The 20928-nt window shown below is 61.9% G+C and carries 22 protein-coding genes, 1 tRNA gene and 1 riboswitch; of the genes, 10 read left to right on the top strand and 13 right to left on the bottom strand.

Going from position 1 to position 20928, the window contains the following annotated elements; all coding sequences use genetic code 11:
- The first annotated feature begins 69 nt into the window (after positions 1-69).
- The 4 genes from PGB28_RS05175 (at position 70) to PGB28_RS05160 (ending at position 2639) form a co-directional block, all read left to right on the top strand.
- Positions 70-243 carry a DUF1328 domain-containing protein gene (locus PGB28_RS05175; RefSeq protein ID WP_271420509.1) on the top strand — a complete coding sequence of 58 codons (174 nt, stop codon included), beginning with the start codon at positions 70-72 and terminating at the stop codon, positions 241-243.
- A 90-nt stretch (positions 244-333) separates the two neighbouring features.
- Positions 334-630: a DUF883 family protein gene (locus PGB28_RS05170; protein ID WP_271420424.1), complete on the top strand. Its 297-nt coding sequence runs from the start codon at positions 334-336 to the stop codon at positions 628-630.
- Positions 627-1019, top strand: a complete 393-nt coding sequence (locus PGB28_RS05165) for a hypothetical protein (RefSeq protein ID WP_271420423.1) — start codon at positions 627-629, stop codon at positions 1017-1019. The genes PGB28_RS05170 and PGB28_RS05165 overlap by 4 nt, the downstream gene beginning before the upstream one ends.
- A 75-nt stretch (positions 1020-1094) precedes the next feature.
- Positions 1095-2639, top strand: a complete 1545-nt coding sequence (locus PGB28_RS05160) for a Ppx/GppA family phosphatase (RefSeq protein WP_271420422.1) — start codon at positions 1095-1097, stop codon at positions 2637-2639.
- A 17-nt stretch (positions 2640-2656) separates the two neighbouring features.
- On the opposite strand, the gene PGB28_RS05155 is transcribed toward PGB28_RS05160, so the two are convergent.
- The 4 genes from PGB28_RS05155 to aroC all read right to left on the bottom strand — a co-directional run bounded on the left by PGB28_RS05155 (position 2657) and on the right by aroC (position 6263).
- Positions 2657-3970 (bottom strand): ABC transporter permease, encoded by a 1314-nt coding sequence (locus tag PGB28_RS05155; protein ID WP_271420421.1) that lies wholly within the window; start codon positions 3968-3970, stop codon positions 2657-2659.
- On the bottom strand, positions 3967-4662 hold the full coding sequence (locus PGB28_RS05150) for an ABC transporter ATP-binding protein (RefSeq protein WP_271420420.1): 696 nt from the start codon (positions 4660-4662) through the stop codon (positions 3967-3969). The genes PGB28_RS05155 and PGB28_RS05150 overlap by 4 nt, the downstream gene beginning before the upstream one ends.
- Positions 4655-5083 carry a hypothetical protein gene (locus PGB28_RS05145; RefSeq protein WP_271420419.1) on the bottom strand — a complete coding sequence of 143 codons (429 nt, stop codon included), beginning with the start codon at positions 5081-5083 and terminating at the stop codon, positions 4655-4657. The genes PGB28_RS05150 and PGB28_RS05145 overlap by 8 nt, the downstream gene beginning before the upstream one ends.
- 64 nt (positions 5084-5147) lie before the next feature.
- Entirely contained in the window at positions 5148-6263 is a 1116-nt protein-coding gene (gene aroC, locus PGB28_RS05140; RefSeq protein ID WP_271420418.1) for a chorismate synthase, read from the bottom strand.
- 92 nt (positions 6264-6355) lie between these two features.
- Positions 6356-6463, top strand: a riboswitch (TPP riboswitch).
- A 43-nt stretch (positions 6464-6506) separates the two neighbouring features.
- Here aroC and thiB point away from each other — a divergent pair.
- The 3 genes from thiB to PGB28_RS05125 are packed head-to-tail and all read left to right on the top strand — an operon-like array spanning position 6507 to position 9653.
- Entirely contained in the window at positions 6507-7493 is a 987-nt protein-coding gene (thiB, locus tag PGB28_RS05135; RefSeq protein ID WP_271420508.1) for a thiamine ABC transporter substrate binding subunit, read from the top strand.
- Positions 7469-8971 (top strand): thiamine/thiamine pyrophosphate ABC transporter permease ThiP, encoded by a 1503-nt coding sequence (locus tag PGB28_RS05130; RefSeq protein ID WP_271420417.1) that lies wholly within the window; start codon positions 7469-7471, stop codon positions 8969-8971. Before thiB ends, PGB28_RS05130 begins: the two co-directional genes overlap by 25 nt.
- A complete protein-coding gene (locus tag PGB28_RS05125; RefSeq protein ID WP_271420416.1) occupies positions 8964-9653 on the top strand; it encodes a thiamine ABC transporter ATP-binding protein in 690 nt (229 codons plus the stop codon). The genes PGB28_RS05130 and PGB28_RS05125 overlap by 8 nt, the downstream gene beginning before the upstream one ends.
- A gap of 134 nt (positions 9654-9787) precedes the next feature.
- Here the strand turns inward: PGB28_RS05125 and PGB28_RS05120 are convergent, their stop codons facing one another.
- The 6 genes from PGB28_RS05120 to PGB28_RS05095 all read right to left on the bottom strand — a co-directional run bounded on the left by PGB28_RS05120 (position 9788) and on the right by PGB28_RS05095 (position 14773).
- Entirely contained in the window at positions 9788-10600 is an 813-nt protein-coding gene (locus tag PGB28_RS05120; protein WP_271420415.1) for a class I SAM-dependent methyltransferase, read from the bottom strand.
- A 177-nt stretch (positions 10601-10777) separates the two neighbouring features.
- On the bottom strand, positions 10778-11575 hold the full coding sequence (locus PGB28_RS05115; RefSeq protein WP_271420414.1) for a cytochrome c1: 798 nt from the start codon (positions 11573-11575) through the stop codon (positions 10778-10780).
- A gap of 15 nt (positions 11576-11590) precedes the next feature.
- On the bottom strand, positions 11591-12934 hold the full coding sequence (gene petB, locus PGB28_RS05110) for a cytochrome b (RefSeq protein ID WP_271420413.1): 1344 nt from the start codon (positions 12932-12934) through the stop codon (positions 11591-11593).
- A gap of 12 nt (positions 12935-12946) precedes the next feature.
- A complete protein-coding gene (petA, locus tag PGB28_RS05105) occupies positions 12947-13510 on the bottom strand; it encodes a ubiquinol-cytochrome c reductase iron-sulfur subunit (protein ID WP_271420412.1) in 564 nt (187 codons plus the stop codon).
- A gap of 258 nt (positions 13511-13768) precedes the next feature.
- Positions 13769-14164, bottom strand: coding sequence for a YybH family protein (locus PGB28_RS05100; protein ID WP_271420411.1), 396 nt, complete (start codon positions 14162-14164; stop codon positions 13769-13771).
- Positions 14165-14167: 3 nt separating this feature from the next.
- Positions 14168-14773, bottom strand: a complete 606-nt coding sequence (locus PGB28_RS05095) for a glutathione S-transferase (protein WP_271420410.1) — start codon at positions 14771-14773, stop codon at positions 14168-14170.
- 253 nt (positions 14774-15026) lie between these two features.
- On the opposite strand from PGB28_RS05095, the gene PGB28_RS05090 reads away from it, so the two are divergent.
- Positions 15027-15356: a GYD domain-containing protein gene (locus tag PGB28_RS05090; RefSeq protein WP_271420409.1), complete on the top strand. Its 330-nt coding sequence runs from the start codon at positions 15027-15029 to the stop codon at positions 15354-15356.
- 59 nt (positions 15357-15415) lie between these two features.
- Here PGB28_RS05090 and mtaB read toward each other — a convergent pair whose 3' ends face one another.
- Positions 15416-16678, bottom strand: a complete 1263-nt coding sequence (gene mtaB / locus PGB28_RS05085) for a tRNA (N(6)-L-threonylcarbamoyladenosine(37)-C(2))-methylthiotransferase MtaB (protein ID WP_271420408.1) — start codon at positions 16676-16678, stop codon at positions 15416-15418.
- Complete coding sequence (gene dapF, locus PGB28_RS05080) at positions 16678-17511, bottom strand: diaminopimelate epimerase (RefSeq protein ID WP_408636212.1); 834 nt, start codon at positions 17509-17511, stop codon at positions 16678-16680. Before dapF ends, mtaB begins: the two co-directional genes overlap by 1 nt.
- 104 nt (positions 17512-17615) lie before the next feature.
- On the opposite strand from dapF, the gene PGB28_RS05075 reads away from it, so the two are divergent.
- Positions 17616-17691 (top strand) — tRNA-Lys (locus PGB28_RS05075).
- A 72-nt stretch (positions 17692-17763) separates the two neighbouring features.
- Here PGB28_RS05075 and rnr read toward each other — a convergent pair.
- On the bottom strand, positions 17764-20013 hold the full coding sequence (gene rnr / locus PGB28_RS05070) for a ribonuclease R (RefSeq protein ID WP_271420406.1): 2250 nt from the start codon (positions 20011-20013) through the stop codon (positions 17764-17766).
- Positions 20014-20245: 232 nt separating this feature from the next.
- Between rnr and PGB28_RS05065 the strand changes: the two genes are divergently transcribed.
- Positions 20246-20899: a hypothetical protein gene (locus PGB28_RS05065; protein ID WP_271420405.1), complete on the top strand. Its 654-nt coding sequence runs from the start codon at positions 20246-20248 to the stop codon at positions 20897-20899.
- Positions 20900-20928 lie beyond the last annotated feature (29 nt).

Below are 20928 nucleotides of genomic sequence, written 5' to 3'. Positions count from 1 at the left end.
GCTGTATTACCTATGTTTGATGTGGCGGGTGCAATGCTGCGCCGTCATCAAGCAAAGGAGGGCTACATCATGCTTGGTTGGGCACTCACATTTCTGATCGTCGCGGTGATCGCCGGGATCCTGGGGTTTGGCGGTATCGCTGCGGCGTCGGCGGAAATCGCGCAAGTCATTTTCTTTATCTTCCTCGTGTTGTTCGTGGTCGCGATGGTGATGCGCGCGGTACGCGGACGCCCGCCAATGTGACCTGTCTCAGGTCCAGCTTACCCCCTTCAACACCAGCATTCGGGAAAGCGCGCATCCAGCGCTTTCTCTGCATTTGCGGAAAGGACAATCATGGCGACCAAGGAAGAACTCGAACAGCAGTTGCACATCGCACGCAAGGACATCGAGACGCTGACCGCGATGGCGGGACAGACCACACGCGAGCAGGTCCACAATGGCGCGGGCAAAGCACAAGCGCATATGGAGCATCTTTCTGACGAAACACGCGCCTTGTTCGACACGGCGCAGAAACAGGGTGTGCAATTGCGTCAGGCCACCGAAGATGGTGTGCGCAACCATCCACTTGCCACGATTGGCGTGGCTTTTGCCGCCGGTCTGGTGTTCGCAAATGTCGTGGGGCGAAGATGAACCTTGTTGATGGTGCCGCAAAGCATGCGAAAGACTTCGCCCGGAACCAGCTCCGCGAACTTGCCATAGCTGTCGCGCTTTGGCTGCTGGCCTTTGTCTTGCTGGGGATCGCACTGGGCTTTGCGGCGCTCGCCGCCTTTGCTGCGCTTGATCCAACCTACGGGCCGGTCATCGCGGCATCATCCGTGGGCGGTGGCGCATTGCTGCTGTCTCTGCTGGTTGGTCATGTCGCGCTAAGACGCGTTCAAGGGTCACCCCGCGAGGAACCGCAAAAGGCGGAGCCCGTGAACCCGCGCTCTGCCCCGGATGAGAGCCTGCCGCTTTTGATTGGGGCGGGGTTCCTCAGCGGCTTTGTGCAAGGTGATCCGAAAAAGTCCCGTCATCGCTGACTTTCCCCGCCCCCCTGATTGACCCCATTGCCCTGCACGGGCCATAAGGGGCTCCAAACGACCCCGGGGATGACGATGGACGGCACAGGCGACAACGCTGCCCACGATCACGGACCGTTCGGCAGGCCACTGTTCGACGATCCGAGTACGCGAAAACTGGCGCGCGTGGGCGTGGTCGATATCGGGTCGAACTCGGTCCGGCTGGTGGTGTTCGACGGCGCGGCGCGCAGCCCGGCATATTTCTATAACGAAAAGATCATGTGCGGCCTCGGGGCCGGCATGTCGAGCACCGGCATACTGAACCCCGAAGGCCGTCAAAGGGCGCTGGCCGCTCTCAAGCGCTTTCAGTATCTGGCGCGCGGCATGGATCTGCCACCGCTGACAGCGGTGGCCACTGCCGCCGTGCGCGATGCCGAGGATGGGCCCGGGTTTTGCGAACAGGTGTTGCGCGAGACCGGGCTGAAAATCCATGTCATTGACGGCGAGGAAGAGGCGCGTCTTTCGGCGCAGGGCGTGCTTCTGGGCTGGCCCGGTTCTTACGGGCTGGTGTGTGATATCGGCGGATCGTCCATGGAGTTGGCCGAAATCTCGGGTGGACAGGTTGGCAAGCGCGTCACCTCGCCGCTCGGGCCGCTCAAGCTTCGCGATATCAAGGGCGGCGCCAAGGGACGCAAGGCGCATATCAAAGAGGTCATGCTCGATCTGCACGACCGCATGGGCCAGCAATCCAACCGCCTGTTTCTTGTCGGCGGGTCATGGCGTGCCATTGCGCGGATCGACATGGAGCGGCGCGGATACCCGCTGCACGTGCTGCATGAATACCGGATGACCGCCAAATCGGTCAGTGAAACCGCCAAATTCATCGCCGCGCATGATCTTGAAGAATTGCGGTCCGCCTGTGGAATATCATCCACGCGCATGGTGCTTGTGCCCTATGCGATCGAGGTTCTCAAACGGCTGGTTCAGACCTTCCGCCCCAAGGACATCGCCCTGTCGAGCTACGGCATCCGCGAGGGGATGCTGTATGAGCAGATGCCGCAACAGCTGCGCGACCGCGACCCGCTGATCGAAGCATGCCAGTTTGCGGAAACCAAGGATGCACGTCTGCCCGGCTTCGGACGAACGCTGTTCGATTTCATCTTGCCGCTGTTCAGCAAGGTGCCCGCGGACCGCCTTCGGCTGGTCAAGGCGGCCTGCCTGCTGCATGACGTAAGCTGGCGGGCGCATCCCGATTACCGGGCAGAAGTGTGTTTCGACAATGCCACGCGGGCCAATCTGGGTGGATTGAAGCATTCGGAACGTGTGTTCCTCGGGCTTGCGCTTTTGCATCGCTACAAGAACAAGCGCGACGGCACCCGGTTTGAAGAGCTCTATGACCTGATCGACGAAAAGACCCAGCTTCAGGCCGAAGTGCTTGGCAAGGCCATGCGCTTTGGCGCGATGCTGTGGATGTCCGAAGGCGGACATATCGGTGAACTGGGATGGCGACCCAAGAAACGGATTCTGTCACTCAACCTGAGCGAAGGCGCATGGCCCCTGTTCGGGGAGGTGGCCGAAGCACGCTTTCAATCCCTTGCCTCATCGCTAGAGGCAAGCGTTGAAATCAAACTGGTGAGCTGACGCCCAGCGCGGCGGCGTCAGGACCGCAGGCTTTCGGAGATCCCCTGACGCAGGACAACCAATGCCGGCAGCAGGGACAGGAAGCCTGTCACAACAAGGAAGGCCAGCGCCAGATGCGCCTCGCTCCAGCCAAGCCCGGCCTGAACCAGCACATCGGTCCGCTCGGTCACGATACCCGAAATGATCCGCGCCGCTCCAAGGCCGATCAGCATCCCGAATGCCGTCCCGGCAGCCAATAGCGCCACCCCGTAAAGCCAGACCACCGACATCACGAAGCGGCGCGGCGCACCGATGGCACGCAGCATGCCCAACTGCCGCTGAAACAGACGTGACAGGATGAACAGGCCCAGCAACACGCTGGCCCCCACCAGAATTTGCGTCACGACCGCCATCACCGACATGGTCTGGCGTACATCGCCCATCACCCGATACAAATTGGCCAGCACCGTGCCGGGAAAAAACGCCATGGTTTCATTGTCACGGGTGAATTCCGAGCGCAGCGCATAGCTCGCCCAAAGCTCTTCTGATCGCACGATGATGGCCGGGGTTCCCGGGAAATAGCGCGCATCAAACGGCGGGCCGATCTGGTCACCGCGCTCGGGCGCATGCCCATTGGCAAGCCCATGCACCTCCCATACCGCTTCGACCGGGATCAGGATGGACCGGTCCCAGGGCGTGCCCGTCCGCGGCATCCGGCCCACGACTTCCATCTCAACCCCGTCATGCGCACCGTCTTCCGCAGAATGCCCCATCCCATGCGCGGGCGTGAACCTGTCCCCGATCCCAAGCGGCACCGCCGCGCCTGCGATGGCTTCGCTGCTGGTCCGCCACATGCGCCCCTCCAGCGCACCATCGGTCAGATGCGTCACGAACTCCGCAATCGTCCCAACCACCGGCGCATCGCCGTAGCTGTCGCCAAAGGCAATCGGCGCGGCGATCTTGACCCGCTCATGGGCTGCGATCTCATTATAGAGTTCACCATCCAATAGCGGCACATCGCTGGGCTGCAGGAACACCGCTGCCAGCATCAGCGTCAGCTCGCTGCCCGGTGCCGCCACGACAAGGTCGAACTTGTCCGCCGCCCGGGCCATGCCATCGCGCAGCCCGCGTTCCTGTGAGATCAGCCCGATCCCCATCCCGACCGAAATCGCGATGAGCAACACGAACAACAGGTTCGCCCAGCGATACCGCCACATCAACGCGCCCACCAGCGGCCAGGGCCGGTAGCGCCGGACCAGCACAGCGCCCAGCGCCAGAAGCGGCGCGACAAGCGCGCAAGACACCAATATGTCCTGCGCCAGAACCGGCAGGCCATCCCAGAGATCCCTCATGAGGGCACCTCTTCATCCCGGGTGATGCCGCCGTCTTCCAATGTGATGACACGATCCAAGGCTGACAAAAGATGTTCATCATGGCTGACCGCGATCAGAGTCGCGCCGCTGCTGCGGACCATCGACACCAGATCTTCGATCAGCCGGTCTGCCGCCACGCGGTCAAGGCTTGCGGTGGGTTCATCCGCCAGCACGATCCCCGGGCGCGCCGCCAAGGCCCGTGCAACCGCGATCCTTTGTTTTTCGCCACCCGAATAGGACGCGACCGAACGCGCCTCAGTTCGCACGCGCAACCGGGACAACAAGTCTCCGGCGGCCTCGGACAGCCCCGGCCCGCGCCTGAACAGCCCGGAAATCGTGGCGTTGGCCATGGGCGACATTTCATCGAACAGCATGAAATCCTGAAACACCATGCCGACCTTGTCCGCCCTGAACGCGGCGCGCCGTTCCGTAGACAGGGCAAGGATGTCCTCACCGCCCCAGATCACCCGGCCACGCGCAGAGTCCAAAAGCCCGCTGACCGCATGCAGAAAGGTTGATTTGCCCGCCCCCGACGGCCCGCGCACGCCCAAAAGTGTACCGGATGCAACAGACAGACCCGGCACGTCGAGCAAAGCGCGCCCCCGCGCCGTGGCAACGCACAAACCGTCTATTTCCAGCGATGCGCTGTCCGGCGCGGCGTCTTTAGCCATAGGTGGCATCCATCAGCCGCACGACGCTCAGGAACCCGGTATCCGGATCGCGATAGGACCCGATCTCAAGCACGCCCCGGGCCTCGATCTTGACGTCATAGGGCACAACCCGAAGGCTGCGCTTGGTATAGACGGCAAGGATATCGCTGGGCCAGTCGGCCTCGGTCTCACAGAACGGGCAGACCGCCATCGGCATCTTGGTCAGCACAAAGAACTGTGAGCCTGCCTTGAGCGGTGGGGCCATGAAGCCTTCAAGCGTGATCCGCTGGCCGATCAAAGCATCAGCGGATTCTTTGGACTCGTAGAGCTTGCCGTACAATTCGCGGATCTTCATCGGCGCGTCCGACGCAACCGCGCGACCGGCCCCAAGCAAAGGAACCGCCAGAGATGCACCAAGGAATCTGCGTCTGGAGTAGATCATGACGTTATAATCTAACGCGCACAGGGCAAATTCAAGCGATGAACGGCAGCGCGCGGGTCCACGCCTAGCCGATCTTGCCGCGCGTCTCTCCCACCGCGCCACCGATCTGGCCGCGATGCAGCAGGATGTGATCCAGGATCACGCAAGCCATCATCGCCTCGGCCACCGGGACGGCACGGATACCGACGCAGGGGTCGTGGCGGCCCTTGGTGATGATCTCGGTCTCTTCGCCGGATTTGGTGATCGTCTTGCGCGTGGTGAGGATCGACGAGGTCGGCTTGACCGCGAAACGCACCACCACATCCTGACCGGTGGAAATACCGCCCAGAATCCCGCCTGCATGGTTGGAGGAATAGACCGGGCCATCGGGACCCATGAAGATCTCGTCGGCATTTTCCGACCCGGTAAGCGCGGCGGTTGCCATGCCGTCACCGATCTCGACCGCCTTGACCGCGTTGATCGACATCATCGCCGCCGCAAGGTCGGTATCCAGTTTGCCATAAACCGGCGCGCCAAGACCTGCGGGAACGCCACGCGCCACGACCTCAATCACCGCGCCAACAGAATTGTGTTCATCCTTGCGCAGTTTGGTCAGGTAATCGTCCCATTCCGGAACGGCACCCGCATCGGGCACCCAGAAATCGTTCTGCTCGATCTGATCCCAGTCAAAACGCGAGCGGTCGATATGCTTATCGCCCATCTGCACCATATAGCCAGTGATTTTCAGACCCGGCAGCATATCCGCCAGCACCGCCCGCGCCACGCCACCCGCGGCCACCCGCGCTGCCGTTTCCCGCGCCGAAGAGCGCCCGCCGCCGCGATAATCGCGGATGCCGTATTTCTGCCAATAGGTGATATCGGCATGGCCGGGGCGGAACTTTTCGACGATATCGCCGTAATCCTTGGATCGCTGATCGGTGTTGCGGATCATCAGCTGAATCGGCGTGCCGGTGGATTTGCCCTCGAACACGCCGGACAGGATCTCAACCTCATCGGGTTCGCGCCGCTGCGTTGTGTTCTTGTTCTGGCCCGGTTTGCGCTTGTCGAGCCAGACCTGAAGAAAGGCCGGATCAACCTCCACCCCCGGAGGACACCCATCGACCGTCGCCCCCAACCCCGGCCCATGGCTTTCGCCCCAGGTGGTGACGCGGAACAGATGACCGAAAGTGTTGAAACTCATGGCGGGGCCTCCTTTGCCCCGCTCTCTACGCCGCGCAGGCAAGCGTCTCAAGCAGTTTCGCCTTGAAGACCACCCCTTTGCGCCTTAGGTTCCGCCCTACCTCGGGGTGCTGAGCCAGATGCCCAGCTGAGATGCGATGTCGCGAACCCGTTGAACCTGAACCGGCTAGAACCGGCGGAGGGAAGGTCAGATGCCCAAGCGCATACCCCTACTCCGCCCACAACATGATTGGAGAGACCCATGATGGGACGTTCCTTGGTTGCGGGACTTCTTTTGAGCGTGTCGGCCCAGATGGTCGCCGCCGAAACCCCCGTTTTGACCGTTTATGCGCCCGACTATTTTGCCTCGGAATGGGGCCCCGGCCCTGGGATCGAGGCGGCGTTCGAGGCGCGCTGTGGTTGCGACCTGCAATACAAGACCGGTGAGTTGCTGCCGCGCATTCTTCTGGAAGGCGAGCGGACCGAAGCCGATGTCGCCATCGGCTTCAACACCGACATCACGAAGAAGGCGCGCGACAGCGGGATGTTCGCGCCGCATGGGCTGGACACGTCCGCGCTGACCTTGCCCGTGGACTGGAATGACGATGTGTTCCTGCCGTTCAACTATGGGCACACGGCTTTCATCTATGACAACACCAAGGTCGAAAACCCGCCCGAAAGCTTCGACGCGCTGCTGAATGCCCCCGACGATCTGCGGCTGGTCATTCAGGACCCGCGCTCGTCGATCTCGGGCCTCGCGCTCGTGCTCTGGGTGCAGGCGGTCTATGGCGACAAGGCCGAAGAGGTCTGGACCAAACTGGCGCCCAAGATCGTCACCGTGACCAAGGGCTGGTCGGAAAGCTATGGCCTGTTCACCGACGGCGAGGCCGACATGGTGCTGAGCTACACCACCTCGCCCGCTTATCACATCGTGGCCGAGGAGGACCTCACCAAATCCGCCGCGATCTTTCCCGAGGGGCATTATTTCATGGTCGAACTGGCGGCCAAGCTGGCAGGCACCGACAACCCGGAGCTGGCCGATCAGTTCATGGCGTTCATCCTGACCGAGGAATTCCAGTCGATGATCCCCACCTCCAACTGGTCCCTGCCCGCAGCACTGCCCAAGGAGAAATGGCCGGAGCAGTTCCAGCAATTGCCACTGCCTGAAAAGGTGCTGTTCTATACCGAGGATGAGGCCGCCGCCCTGCGCGACACGGCCATTGCCGCATGGCGCAACGCGCTGTCGCAGTAATCCCGGCACTGATCGTCGCGGGGCTGGTGATCGGCCCCGTGATGGCGGTAATCTGGCGCGCCGGGGGGCTTGGGGCGCTTGGCGCGGCGGAGTATTCCGCGCTCTGGTTCACCATCTGGCAGGCCGCGGTCTCCGCTGCGATCAGTGTGTTGCTGGCCGTCCCCGTGGCGCGCGCCCTGTCGCGGCGGCGATTTCCAGGGCGCGGCGTTTTGATCGCGCTTCTGGGCGCGCCTTTCATCCTGCCGACCATCGTCGCCGTGCTGGGCCTGCTGGCCGTTTTCGGCGGCAACGGGTTGGTGAACACTCTCACCGGCGCGCTCGGCCTGCCGCGCATGGATATCTACGGCTATCATGGCGTGATCCTTGCGCATGTGTTCTTCAACCTGCCACTCGCCACGCGGCTGATCCTGCAGGGTTGGCTGGCGATCCCGGCGGAGCGCTTCCGGCTGGCTGCCTCGCTGGACGCGCCGATTGGACGGGTGCTGGAACGGCCCATGCTGGCGCGGATCGCGCCCGGGGCCTTTGCGGTTATCTTCGTGATCTGCCTGACGTCATTCGCGGTGGCACTGACACTGGGCGGCGGGCCAAAGGCCACGACAGTAGAACTGGCGATTTATCAGGCGTTCAAGTTTGATTTCGATCTGGGCAAAGCGGCAACGCTGGCGCTGGTGCAACTGGCGCTGGGAATTGCCGCGGCACTGGTGCTTTTGGTTCTGTCGCCGCCGGGCGGCTTTGGCACTGGGCTGGATCGGGTGATCGGGCGCTGGGGCGGGCAGAGCCGGGGCGCGCGGATCATGGATGCGGGCTGGATCGCTCTGGCCGCACTCTTCCTGCTGACGCCCTTGGCGATGATCGTCCTGGCCGGGCTGCCGGGAATTGTGTCGCTGCCGTCTGAGGTCTGGTCTGCCGCATTGCGCTCGCTTTGGGTCGCGCTGGGGGCCACCGCACTGACGCTGGCGCTGGCCCTGCCGCTGGCCACGAAACTAGGGGAACTGGCGGGTATTCTTGGCGTTGCCGTGTCGGGGCTGGTGCTGGGCACCGGGCTGTTCCTGATCGTGCAGCCCTTTGTCCGGCCCGCCGAGGCCGCCCTGCCTGTCACGCTCATGGTCAACGCGCTCATGGCACTGCCCTTTGCCCTGCGCATCCTGCGCCCGGAACTGGAGGCGACGCGCGCGGATTACGGGCGGCTGGCGCAGACGCTGGGCATCAGTGGCTGGGCGCTCTGGCGGATCGTGCTCCTGCCGCGACTGCGCCGGCCGTTGGGCTTTGCGGCGGGGCTGACGGCGGCGCTCTCGATGGGCGATCTGGGGGTGATCGCACTTTTTGCCGATGGCGAGCATGCGACGCTGCCCTTGCAGGTCTATCGCCTGATGGGGTCCTATCGCATGGAAGCGGCGCAGGGCGCGGCGCTTTTGCTTCTGGCGATGAGCCTGGGGCTATTCTGGGCCATGGATCGCGGGGGGCGGGCCAATGCTTGAACTGAAAGGGCTGACCATCCGGCAGGACGATTTTTCGCTGCAGGCGGATGCACAGTTCGGTGCCGGGTTCACCACGCTGATCGGGCCGTCGGGCGGCGGCAAATCCACCCTGCTCGACACAATCGCCGGGTTCATTACGCCGAGCGCAGGACAGGTGTTCTGGAACGGGGAGAACATCACCGGGCTGGCACCCGCGAAACGCCCGGTGAGTATCCTGTTTCAGGACAACAACCTGTTTCCCCATCTCACCATCACCGCCAATCTGGCACTGGCGCTCACAATGAAGCGCCCTACAGAGCAGCAGCGCAGCGTGATCGACAGGGCGCTGCGCGAGGTCGGGCTGGACGGTATGGGCAACCGCAAACCGGCCGAGCTGTCCGGCGGACAACAGGGGCGTGCGGCGCTGGCGCGGGTGCTGTTGCAGGACCGGCCGCTGATGCTGCTGGATGAACCCTTTGCGGCGCTCGGGCCTGCGTTGCGCGCCGAGATGCTGGCGCTGGTGGCGCGGCTGGCGGGACAGAAAGGGATTGCCGTCATCATGGTCAGCCATGCGCCAGAGGATGCGTTACGGGTGGCCGAGGAGACTTCGGTGGTTGCGGATGGGAGGGTCACGGTGCCACAGCCAACGGCATCCCTGTTTGATGACCCGCCTGATAGTTTGCGGGCATATCTGGGCACCTGACACCCTCTGATTTCGGCGCAAAGGCGACCTGAGACCAGATCAAGAAGCCACCTTGGAGGCCTGCAAGCAATAAACGGCGGTTTGGCAGGACGAAGCACCTTTTCGGACGACACTTTGTTTGTGCAGCCAGATGATCAGGTGGCGGTGCAGGAAAAGATCGTCGCCTCCAGCGGCATCGTCATGTCGGTCGGGCCGAACGTTACTTCGAGGGCCCTGAGCACGGCCGCTGCGACGGTTTCCGGGTCAACACCACCCTGGTTCCGTAATTCGTCGATGAGCGGATTGCCATATACGAGGCCTCTGGCAAATGCCTCCGGCTCCATGATCTTCTTGCGCAGCCGGATCGTTTCATGCGTAATGTCCCGCCAGCCTGCGGCCGCCAGGTCCTCACGCACCGCATCGGGGTTACCGTAGTGAAAGGGCACCTTGTAAAATCGAGGCGGTTCTCCGGAAACGAACTGCGCGGGAATGCTATACGCAATCTGAGAATAGGGATTTTCCTGCATGGCACTGAAGACGTTGAATACATAGCGTCCGCCCGGTTTGAGCACGCGTGCGGCCTCGCGAAACGAGGCGGGCTTGTCAGGGAAGAACATGACCCCGAACTGACAGACCATCAGGTCAAAGGCCCCATCTTCGCAATCCAGTTCCATCGCGTTGGCCAACGCAAAATCCACATTCTCCCCATCCGAAAATTTATTCCGGGCGACCTCCAGCATCGGTGCGTTGAGGTCGGTGACCAGTAGCGACGCCTCACGCGGCAGAGAATCCCTAAGTTTGCGGCTGACGATCCCGGTTCCGGCGGCCAATTCGATCACTTTTTTTGCCTTGCCCGCACATGCGGTGGCGGTCAGCCGGTCCCCAAAGTCAGAAAAAAGGATTGGCCCAAGACCGGCGTCATAATGCGTGGGAATATCCCCTGTGAATTTCGCTGCATTGTCCGACATGCCTGTTCACTCCGATGTCCTCCGCGATGCAGACATCGTATCACGCACGTCTCGAATTGCCTAATTCGGGCACGAAGCTGTCATGGCCGGGTTTCACTTCGCAACCATCCACCTGCGCCCCAAACGAAAAAGCCCCGCACAATCGGCGGGGCTTTTCCGAAAACTTGAGGACAGGGCTTACGCCTGCTCTTTGGCCTTTTTCTTGATCGGTGCCCAGATGCGCTTGTTGGTCAGGTAAAGCAGGACCGACAGCAGCACCAGGAACAGGACACCGGTGAAACCGGCCTGTTTACGGGCCATCATCTTGGGTTCCGCCGTCCACATCAGGAAGGCCGATACGTCTTCGGCAATGTGGTGGATCGAGGTCGAGTGACCATCCGCATATTCCACATCGTCACCGTAGATCGGCGGTGCCATCGAAATCCAGCCACCCGGGAAGGCGGTGTTTTCATAGAGCGTCACACCGGCTTCGACTTTTTCCTCGCCGGTATAGCCGGTCAGGAGCGAGGCGATATATTCCGCGCCGCCCATGCCCTTGAAGAGCTGAGCCATGCCCGTGCCGTAAGGACCGTGGAAGCCCGCGCGGGCCTTGGCCATCATCGACAGGTCGGGCGCGCCCGCTGCGGTGTTTTCCGGGAAGTTGTCGGTCGGACGACCGGGACGGAAATCGTCCAGTTCCGCGTCATAAACCTCGATGAACTGCTCGGCATAGGCACGCACCTGTTCCTCGGGCAGGTGGGGACCACCTTCGTCGGACAGGGTGCGGATCGGCACGTATTTCAGACCGTGGCAACCTGCGCAAACCTCGGTGTAAACCTGAAGGCCGCGTTGCAACTGGTTCTGGTCAAAGGCGCCAAAGGGGCCTTCGAACGAGAAGTCTACATCATGCACGTGACCTGCGCCACCGGCGGCCATGGCACCGGTGGTGCCAAGGGCCAGAGCCGTGATTGCGGAGAGGGTGAGTTTCTTAAGCATTGGTTTCTCGTCCTCTTACTCGGCCGGCTGCTGTGCAGCGGAGCCTTTGCCGGCCTTCTTGGCCATGGTGGCATTGAAGTCGGCCTCAATGGTTTCCGGCTGCGGCAGCGGTTTCTCGATCACACCCAGAAGCGGCAGGATCACCAGGAAGTAGGCGAACCAATAGGCCGACGCGATCAGCGAGAAGGTTGCATAGGGCTCTTCCGCAGGCATCGCACCCAGCCACATCAGGGCGAAGAAGTCGATGACCAGCAGCCAGAACCACCATTTGAACATCGGGCGATATTTGCCCGAACGCACCGACGAGGTATCGAGCCAGGGCGCCAGCGCCATGACGGCAATCGCACCAAACATCGCCAGAACACCGAAGAATTTCGCATCAATGATGCCGCCGGTGACGAAAGAGGCGAATTGCACGACCCAGACCTCGGAGGTGAAGGCACGCAGGATTGCGTAGAAGGGCAGGAAGTACCATTCCGGAACGATATGCGCGGGCGTCACCAGCGGGTTGGCCTCGATGTAGTTATCGGGGTGGCCCAGGTAGTTCGGCATGAAGCCCACGATGGCAAAGAACACCACCAGGATCACGGCCAGCGCAAACAGGTCCTTGATCACGAAATAGGGCCAGAACGGAACGGTGTCTTTCTCGGCATCCGCTTTCGAGCTGCGGCGCACTTCAACACCGGTCGGGTTGTTGTTGCCCGTGGTGTGGAAGGCCCAGATGTGAACGGCGACAAGCGCGGCAATCACGAAGGGCAGCAGATAGTGCAGCGAGAAGAAGCGGTTCAGCGTGGCGTTGTCCACCGCGGGTCCGCCCAGAAGCCAGGTCTGGATCGGCTCGCCGATGAAGGGGATCGCGCCGAACAGGCCGGTGATCACGGTTGCGCCCCAGAAGGACATCTGACCCCAGGGAAGGACGTAGCCCATAAAGGCGGTGCCCATCATCATCAGGTAGATCAGCATGCCGATGATCCATGTGATCTCACGCGGGGCCTTGTACGACCCATAGTAGAGACCGCGGAAAATGTGGGCATAGACCGCGACAAAGAACAGCGACGCGCCGTTCATGTGCAGATAGCGGATGAAGTGACCGCCATTCACGTTGCGCATGATGTGCTCAACAGAGGCAAAGGCCAGATCCACATGCGGGGTGTAGTGCATCACAAGGATGATGCCGGTGACGATCTGCAGAACAAGGCAGAAGGTCAGGATGATGCCCCAGATCCACATCCAGTTCAGGTTCTTGGGTGTCGGGATCATGATGGTGTCATAGAGAAGACCCACGATGGGCAGGCGCGAATGCAGCCACTTTTCGCCACCGGTCTTCGGTTCGTAATGGTCGTGTGGAATACCAGACATTGTGACGCTCCCTTAACCCAGTTTGATGGTGGTTACGTCAACGAATTCCGCCGGCGGGACCGGCAGGTTCGTCGGCGCGGGCCCTTTGCGGATACGACCCGAGGTGTCGTAATGCGAGCCGTGGCAGGGGCAGAACCAGCCGTTGAAGTCACCTGCACCGTCACCCAGAGGCACACAGCCAAGGTGCGTACACACGCCCATCTGCACCAGCCATTCGCCGTTTTCGTCCATGGCGCGGTTTTCATCAGACGCGTCAGCGGCGGCGTCGATGTTTTCATTCTGCGCCAGCGGGTCGATCAGCTCGGACATCTCCACGGCACGGGCCGCGTCGATCTCTTCCTGGGTGCGGCGGCGGATAAACACCGGCTTGCCCAGCCATTTGACGGTGATCTGGGTACCAACCTCGACACCCGACACATCAACCCGGATCGAGCTGAGCGCCAGAACATCGGCGGAGGGGTTCATCTGGTTGACGAGGGGCCAAACCGCAGCGCCAGTCGCAACGGCGCCGGCCCCTGCGGTGGCATAGTAGAGAAAATCTCTGCGGGTGCCTTCGTGATCGTCTGCGTGGGACACGAGTGATCTCCATTTCAGCGCCAGTTGCCTGGCAATAACAATTCCGACCGCGCAAACGCCATACGGCGCGCGCAGCTCTCCGGGGCGGTATTTAGCGCCGGGAATTTGGGGCGTCCAGCGTTCAAAAGAGCGCAGGGGATATCGCGCCTTAATGTCGCGGCGAATATGCAGCTTTGCATCACTATGTCGGCTAAAAATCTGCAGACCCGGTATGTTGGGTCCGTTCCGAGCCGTCCCGGATGCATCCGGTTGAGCGACTCAGGCGAATCTGTCCGTCAGACCCGCGTTCCAGCCTCGGTCCCCGGCATTGAGGCTGCACACCCGGATTTTCCAGTCGCCGTCCGGCTGTCGTTCGAGCACGTTGAGCGACACGCCCTCGCCCGTGGCGTCACCTTCGGAAAAGGCACACAGGCACCACGCAAGATCACCGGTTTGACCCGACTCCAGCAGTTGCATGTGTTTTGCCCCGCCCCCTTCAGCCACCCAATCGGCATGCAGCGCCTCGATTTCGGTACGTCCTCTGGCCGGCGGGCCAAACGGGGAATGCAGAACGGCGCCCAAGGTGAAAAGGGCGGCGCACCCCGTGGCATCACCCGCCCGATAGGCCGCGACATAGCGTTTCCACAACGTGTTCAGGTCGTCTTGCAGGGGCATCGCTCAGGCTTTCGGCGCCGTGGCTTTCATCGGCGGCCGCTCGGCAAATCCGGAGTACCATTCGGCCAGCGCGTCATTCCCGGTGCGCCAACTGCGAGCCGCATGCCGGAAATCGAGATAGGACAGAGCGCAGCCCACCGCGATCTGGCCCATATCCAGCGGGCCATGGAGATGGCTGATCCAACGGGTGTTCAGTGCGCTTACCGCGCGGTCCACCTTGCCCCACTGACCTTCGACCCATCCGTCATAGCGTTTGTCTTCGGGGCGGAAGCGCTCCTCATAGACCATGAGCACCGCGGCCTCCATCATCCCATCCGCCGTCGCCTCAAGCGTCAGCGTGTCCCAGAGCCGTTTTTCGGGGTAGAGACCCGCGTCGGCCCGATGATCGAGATAGCGGCAGATCACCCGACTGTCATAGAGCGTCGGCGCATCGGTACGGATAAGCGCGGGGATCTTGCCCACCGGATTGGCCGCGATGAGCGCAGGGTCGGGACCAGTGGGCGAAGCGGTGACGATCTCGTACTCGACCTCTTTCTCCTGATCCGTCTCATGCAGCGTCACGAGCACCTTGCGCACAAAGGGCGACGGCCCGGCCATCATCAGTTTCATGGGACATCCTCAACCTGTTCTTTGCGGAGAGCTTACTGAGGTTGGAGAGCGAAAGGAACGGGACTTTGCGGGGTGGCATGAAGGGAGAGTTACAGTCAGGCGGTGTCCACTGAGTCGAGTTTTCGAGGATCGTAGGGATATTCAATCAGATGTGTTAGATTGAAGCCCTCGATAGTCTATTAATGCTGCGGCAGACCCTAAGGGAGGGCACTCTCCCTGGTGAGCGCCGGGCAAAATTTCATGGGAGGACGTTATGGCCACTTTTATCATTACAGGAAATTACACAGCTCAGGCGATCCAAGGGATGATCGCAAACCCGTCGGATCGGGCCGCTGCCGTCAAACCTTTGGTCGAGGCCGTGGGTGGAAAGATGCTGTCCTACTTTGCGACGACAGGCGAGAATGATTTTCTAATGATCTGCGAGGCGGCAGACGGGGAAGATATCATCCCCGCGCTGATGGTCGCAGGCGCGTCTGGTACAGTGTCGAACATGAAAACTGTTAGGGCGTATTCCAGCGCAGAATTCACCTCAGCGCAAAAGAAGGCAGGCGGACTGGCTGCCCAGTTCAAACCGGCTGGTTAATTCGCCCTAGCTGATTGGCGGAAACCAACCATCTCTGGACCGGCCGAGACCCATTAGACCTACCACGCAAGGAGCTGCCGCCCGTCCTGCCTGGCAATCCGTGCCGGCACAATCTGGCCTTCGGGTTGGGCGGCGTCAAACACCACCTCGGCAAATTGCGCCGTGCGGCCCATATGGGGGTTTTCCATCAGTACCTGATGCTCCCGCCCCACTTGCGCCGCCAGATGCGCCTCTTGCCGGACCTGCCCGGCGGCGCGAAGCCGCGCGGCCCGGTCCTTGATCGCCCGGCCATCCACTTGCGGCATGCGCGCGGCGGGGGTGCCGGGACGGGGGCTGTATGGAAAGACATGCAACCAGGTGAGGTCGCACTCCTCGACCAGCTTCAGCGAATTGGCGAACATCGCCTCGGTCTCGGTCGGGAAACCGGCAATGATATCCGCGCCAAAGGTCATGTCAGGCCGCAGGCGCCTCGCCTCTTCACAAAACGCAATGGCGTCGTCGCGCAGATGGCGGCGTTTCATCCGTTTGAGGATCATGTCGTCGCCTGCTTGCAAGCTCAGATGCAGATGCGGCATGAGGCGTGGCTCGGTCGCGATGGCCTCCATCAGCGCCGGATCAGCCTCGATCGAATCGATAGAAGAAATCCTGAGCCGCGCCAGATCCGGCACCAGTTTCAGGATACGCCGCACCAGATCGCCCAGACGTGGCGTGGCAGGCAGGTCGGCACCCCAAGAGGTCAGATCCACACCGGTCAGCACCACCTCGTTATAGCCGCGATCTACTAGCCGCTTTATTTGATCTACCACCACGCCCGCAGGCACCGAGCGCGAATTGCCCCGGCCATAGGGGATGATGCAGAAGGTGCAGCGATGGTCGCAGCCATTCTGCACTTGCACATAGGCGCGGCTTCGCGTCCCGAACCCGTCGATCAGATGCCCGGCGGTCTCGGTCACGGACATGATGTCATCGACCTGAACCTTTTCGGTCTCGCCCACGAAATCCGCCGCCAGCCGCCCCCATGTCTCGGGCTGCATCTTCTCGGTATTACCAATGACAGCGTCGACCTCGTCCATCGCGGCAAAGGTCTCGGGTTCTGTCTGCGCCGCGCATCCTGTCACGATCAGCCGCGCTTGCGGATGTTCCCGGCGCAGCTTGCGGATCTCCTGCCGCGCCTTGCGCACCGCCTCGGCGGTCACCGCACAAGTATTGACCACGACAGCGCCATCCAGACCCGCCCCTTCGGCAAGCTCTTTCATCGCTTCGGTCTCATAGGCGTTGAGCCTGCACCCAAGCGTCGAAAAGACAGGAGGCACACCCGCCATCACAGAGCCTCCAGAAACGCGCGGGTCAACACGCCGTCAAACACATGCGCCGTGGGTCCGGTCATCCAGATCCCATCCTCGGCAATGCGGATATGGATCACGCCGCCGTCCAGATGGATCGTGACCTCCGGCCCGGTCAGGCCCCGCCGATGCGCCGCCGAAGCCGTAGCGCAAGAGGACGAGCCAGAGGCCAGCGTCACCCCTGCCCCACGCTCCCAGACCCGCATGCGCAGCCTGTCCTGTCCGATCACGCTGGCGAATTGCACATTGGTGCGTTCGGGGAACAACGGGTGATGTTCAATCCCGGCCCCGCGAGATTCCAGCGCGACGGCCTCGGCATCCTCAACGAAAAAGGTGCAATGCGGATTGCCCATGCCCGTCGCGGTCGGCGCGCCATCAATGGGCAATTCCAGCGTGTCCATGGCGCGGGCCAGCGGAATATCCCGCCAATCGGTCTTCGCGTGGCCCATATTGACCGACGTTTGCCCATTGCCCGCATCCCGCGCGATAAGCACCCGTTCGGACGTCTCAAGCTTGACCTCGGGCTTGCCGGTCTCATCCATCAGGTACCGCGCAATGCAGCGCGATGCATTGCCACAAGCCGCAGAGAGCGATCCATCAGCGTTGTAAAAGGTCAGGTGCACATCGGCCGTGTCCGACGCCGAGAGCAGCGCAAGCTGGTCAAAGCCCACGCCCCTGTGCCTGTCCGCCAGCGCAATGGCCAGCCCGGGCGTCACTTCGACGCCTCGCGCACGCCCGTCAAGCACGACAAAGTCGTTGCCCAACCCGTGCATTTTCATGAAGGGCACTGCCATGTCATCCACCTGTTCCATCCGCGCGCATATAACCCCGCGCCTGCCCTGAATCCAGCCCGGTGAAACTTTTCTCATTTTACGGGTTGACCCTGTGCGCCCCTCTTTCTAGATAGCGCGCCAGTGGGCCGTTAGCTCAGTTGGTAGAGCAACTGACTTTTAATCAGTGGGTCGCAGGTTCGAATCCTGCACGGCTCACCACTGAACCTCAGGAAAGCATTTATTTCCTTGAGACCTGCGCAATGCGCGCAGCGATATGCTGCGCGTTGAACTCTAACGCCTTTTGTTCCGCTTCACCTGGGCCGCTTTCTTCTTGGACCGGGCCAGTTTGCGCTTGGCGGGTTTGCCGCGGCCGCCGCGAGACAGGCCGGAGGGGGGCTTGGCCCCGTCGATCTCCAACAATTCGAGCGCGATTCCCCCGGTCACCGGTGCCGCCTCTGACAGGCGCACGGTAACGCGCTGACCGATGGTGATCGTCATGCCAGTGTCTGACCCCATCAGCGTGGCGTTATCGCGGTCGAAATGGAAATACTCTCGGCCAAGGTTGCGCATGGGGATCAGCCCGTCAGCACCGGTCTCGTCCAGCTTCACAAACGCACCGAACCGAGCAATTCCAGAGATGCGCCCAGTGAATTCATTGCCCACCCTCTCAGACAGATAGGCGGCAAGGTAGCGGTCCGTCGTGTCACGCTCAGCCATCATTGAGCGACGCTCGGTGTCTGAAATATGTGCTGCCGTCGGTTCCAGCTTCTCGATATCGAACTCGCTCAGCCCGTCATCGCCCCAGCCATGGGCCGAGATTAGTCCGCGATGCACGATCAGGTCGGAATAGCGCCGGATCGGCGAGGTGAAATGCGCATAGTTCTGCAGCGCGAGACCGAAATGCCCGAAATTCTTGGGGCTGTAATAGGCCTGCGTCATGGACCGCAGCGTCGCGAGGTTGATAAGCTCCGCCTCTTCCGTGCCCGCCGCATCGTGCAACAGCCGGTTGAGATGATGAGTCTTGAGCACCTGCCCCTTGGCCAGCGTCAGTCCTGCGGATTCCGCCGTGTCGCGCAGGCTATCGAGCTTTTCCTGCGGCGGCTCCTCATGAACGCGGAACAGGAGCGGTGTCTTTTTCGCGATCAAGGTCTCTGCGGCGGCGACATTGGCCAGCACCATGAATTCCTCGATCAGTTTATGGGCGTCCAGCCGGTCCCTGAAATTGACCGACGACACCTTGCCATCCTCGGACAGCTCAATGCGCCGTTCCGGCAGGTCCAGATCCAGCGGTTGCCGTGCCGCGCGCGCCTTGGTCAACGCGTCATAGGCGGCAAAGAGCGGATGGATCACGTCCTCCATCAGCGGCGCGACCTTGTCGTTCGGGGCACCGTCCATGCCCTCCTGCACCTCGACATAATTGAGCGAGGCGGGAGAGCGCATCAGCCCGCGCACAAAGCGGTGCGAGAGCTTCTGACCCTTGGCGTCGATCTGCATCCGGACCGCGATGCAGGCACGCGGCACCCCTTCGTGCAGCGAGCACAGATCACCCGACAGCCGGTCGGGCAGCATCGGCACAACGCGGTCCGGGAAATACGAGGAATTGCCCCGCTTGCGCGCCTCGCGATCCAGTGCCGAGCCGGAGCGCACGTAATAGGCCACATCGGCGATGGCGACCCAGACGATGTGACCGCCTTCGTTTTTCGGGTCATCATCGGCATGGGCATAACAGGCGTCGTCATGGTCGCGCGCATCGGCCGGGTCGATGGTGATCAGCGGCATCTCACGCAGGTCCTCGCGCCCCGACAGCCCTGCGGGCTTCATCGCGTCGGCCTCGGCGATGACCTCATCGGGGAAATCATCCGGGATACCGTGCTGGTGAATGGCAATAAGCGACACGGCGCGCGGCGCGCTGGGGTCACCCAGCCGGTCGGTGATGCGCGCGCGGGGCAGTCCCATGCGGGTCTTGGGGCCGGCCAGCTCCGCCTCGACCAACTCGCCATCCTTGGCGCCATGCACGTCAGACGGCGCGACCTGCCATTCCTTGTCGGCGCCTTTGTCCACGGGCTTGATCCGCCCGCCTTCGGAGCGTTTGGAGAAGATGCCGAGGATCTTGTGCGGGTTGGTGCCGATCCGGCGGATCAGGCGGGCTTCGTAATTGTGGTCCTCTTCATGCACCACCTGCAGCCGCGCGAGGATACGGTCGCCTTCGCCCAGCGCCGGATCCGAGGCGCGCGGCATGACCAGCACAATAGGTTCCACCCCTTCGCCATGCCATTCCAGCGGCCTGGCAAACAGGTCCCCGTCTGGCGTTGGGGCCTTGACCTGCAGCACCGAAACCGGCGGCAGGCGATCCGGATCGCGATAGGTCTTCTTGCGTTTTTCCAGATGACCCTCATGCTCCAGTTCCTTGAGCAGGCGCTTGAGGTCGATACGCGCCGCCCCCTTGATGCCAAAGGCCTTGGCGATATCGCGTTTGGCGGTCAGCGTGGGATTGGCGGCGATCCAGTCGAGGATCTCGGGCTTGGAAGGAAGCTTTGTCATGGCTTCGGCGTAGCATGTGTGCTGGCGGACGTCATTGCCAAATCCGCGCCCCACGCAAAACGCGCCGTGGCAACTGTTTTTCTTGGACGACCGGAGCCGCAGAATTGATACCGCGCCCCAAGTTGCAACCGGGGGCTGCTTGACAGACTCGGGCGGCGGGGCGCACCCTATGGCCTTCAGGCAATGCTAATTCACCTTTCGGGCATGGCAGTTTCTCAGAGGAGGAAAGACCATGTTTGTTCAAAAAGAAAATTGCGTAACGAATTTCGATTTTGCCAAACCCGCGACATCCCGCGCGATAGGCGCGGCGCTTCTGGCTGCGGCAATGACCCTTTGCGGGAACGCGGCCGCAGCGGAGAATGTATCGCTCGACGACATGCGTGCTGCGGTCGAAAAATACAAGGACGTGAACGCGGCCCTCGCCGACGGCTATATTCAGGACCCGTCAGGGCATTGTGTGCATGCGGCTGCCGAAGGCATGCCGATGGAATGGGGGGCCATGGGCATCCACTACCTTCGGCCCGACCTGCTGAAGCTGTCGCCTCCCGGGGGACGTGTGAACGGGATGGGCACCCATACCGATTTCATGCAGCCCGCCATCCTGTTGTACGAGCCGCGAGACGATGGATCACTTGAATTGGTCGGCGCGGAAAACCTTGTATTCAAGGAAGCATGGCACGCGGCGGGGCATGATGGGCCGCCCATGCTCAATGGCCGCGCCTGGGACCATATGGCCGATGATCCGGCGACAGAAGGCGACGAGGCGCATGGTTTCATGCCGCATTATGATCAGCATGTCTGGCTGTTCCGCGAAAATCCGAGCGGCGATCTGATGCCGTTCAATCCCAATGTGACATGTGAGCATCACGCTGGCATGGGACATTGATTTTCAAGCCGTAGGCGGGGCCTGCCCGC

Origin of the sequence: Primorskyibacter aestuariivivens, assembly GCF_028023675.1 — a bacterium.
GTDB lineage: Bacteria > Pseudomonadota > Alphaproteobacteria > Rhodobacterales > Rhodobacteraceae > Marinovum > Marinovum aestuariivivens.
This window is presented reverse-complemented; position numbering and strand designations above follow the sequence as displayed.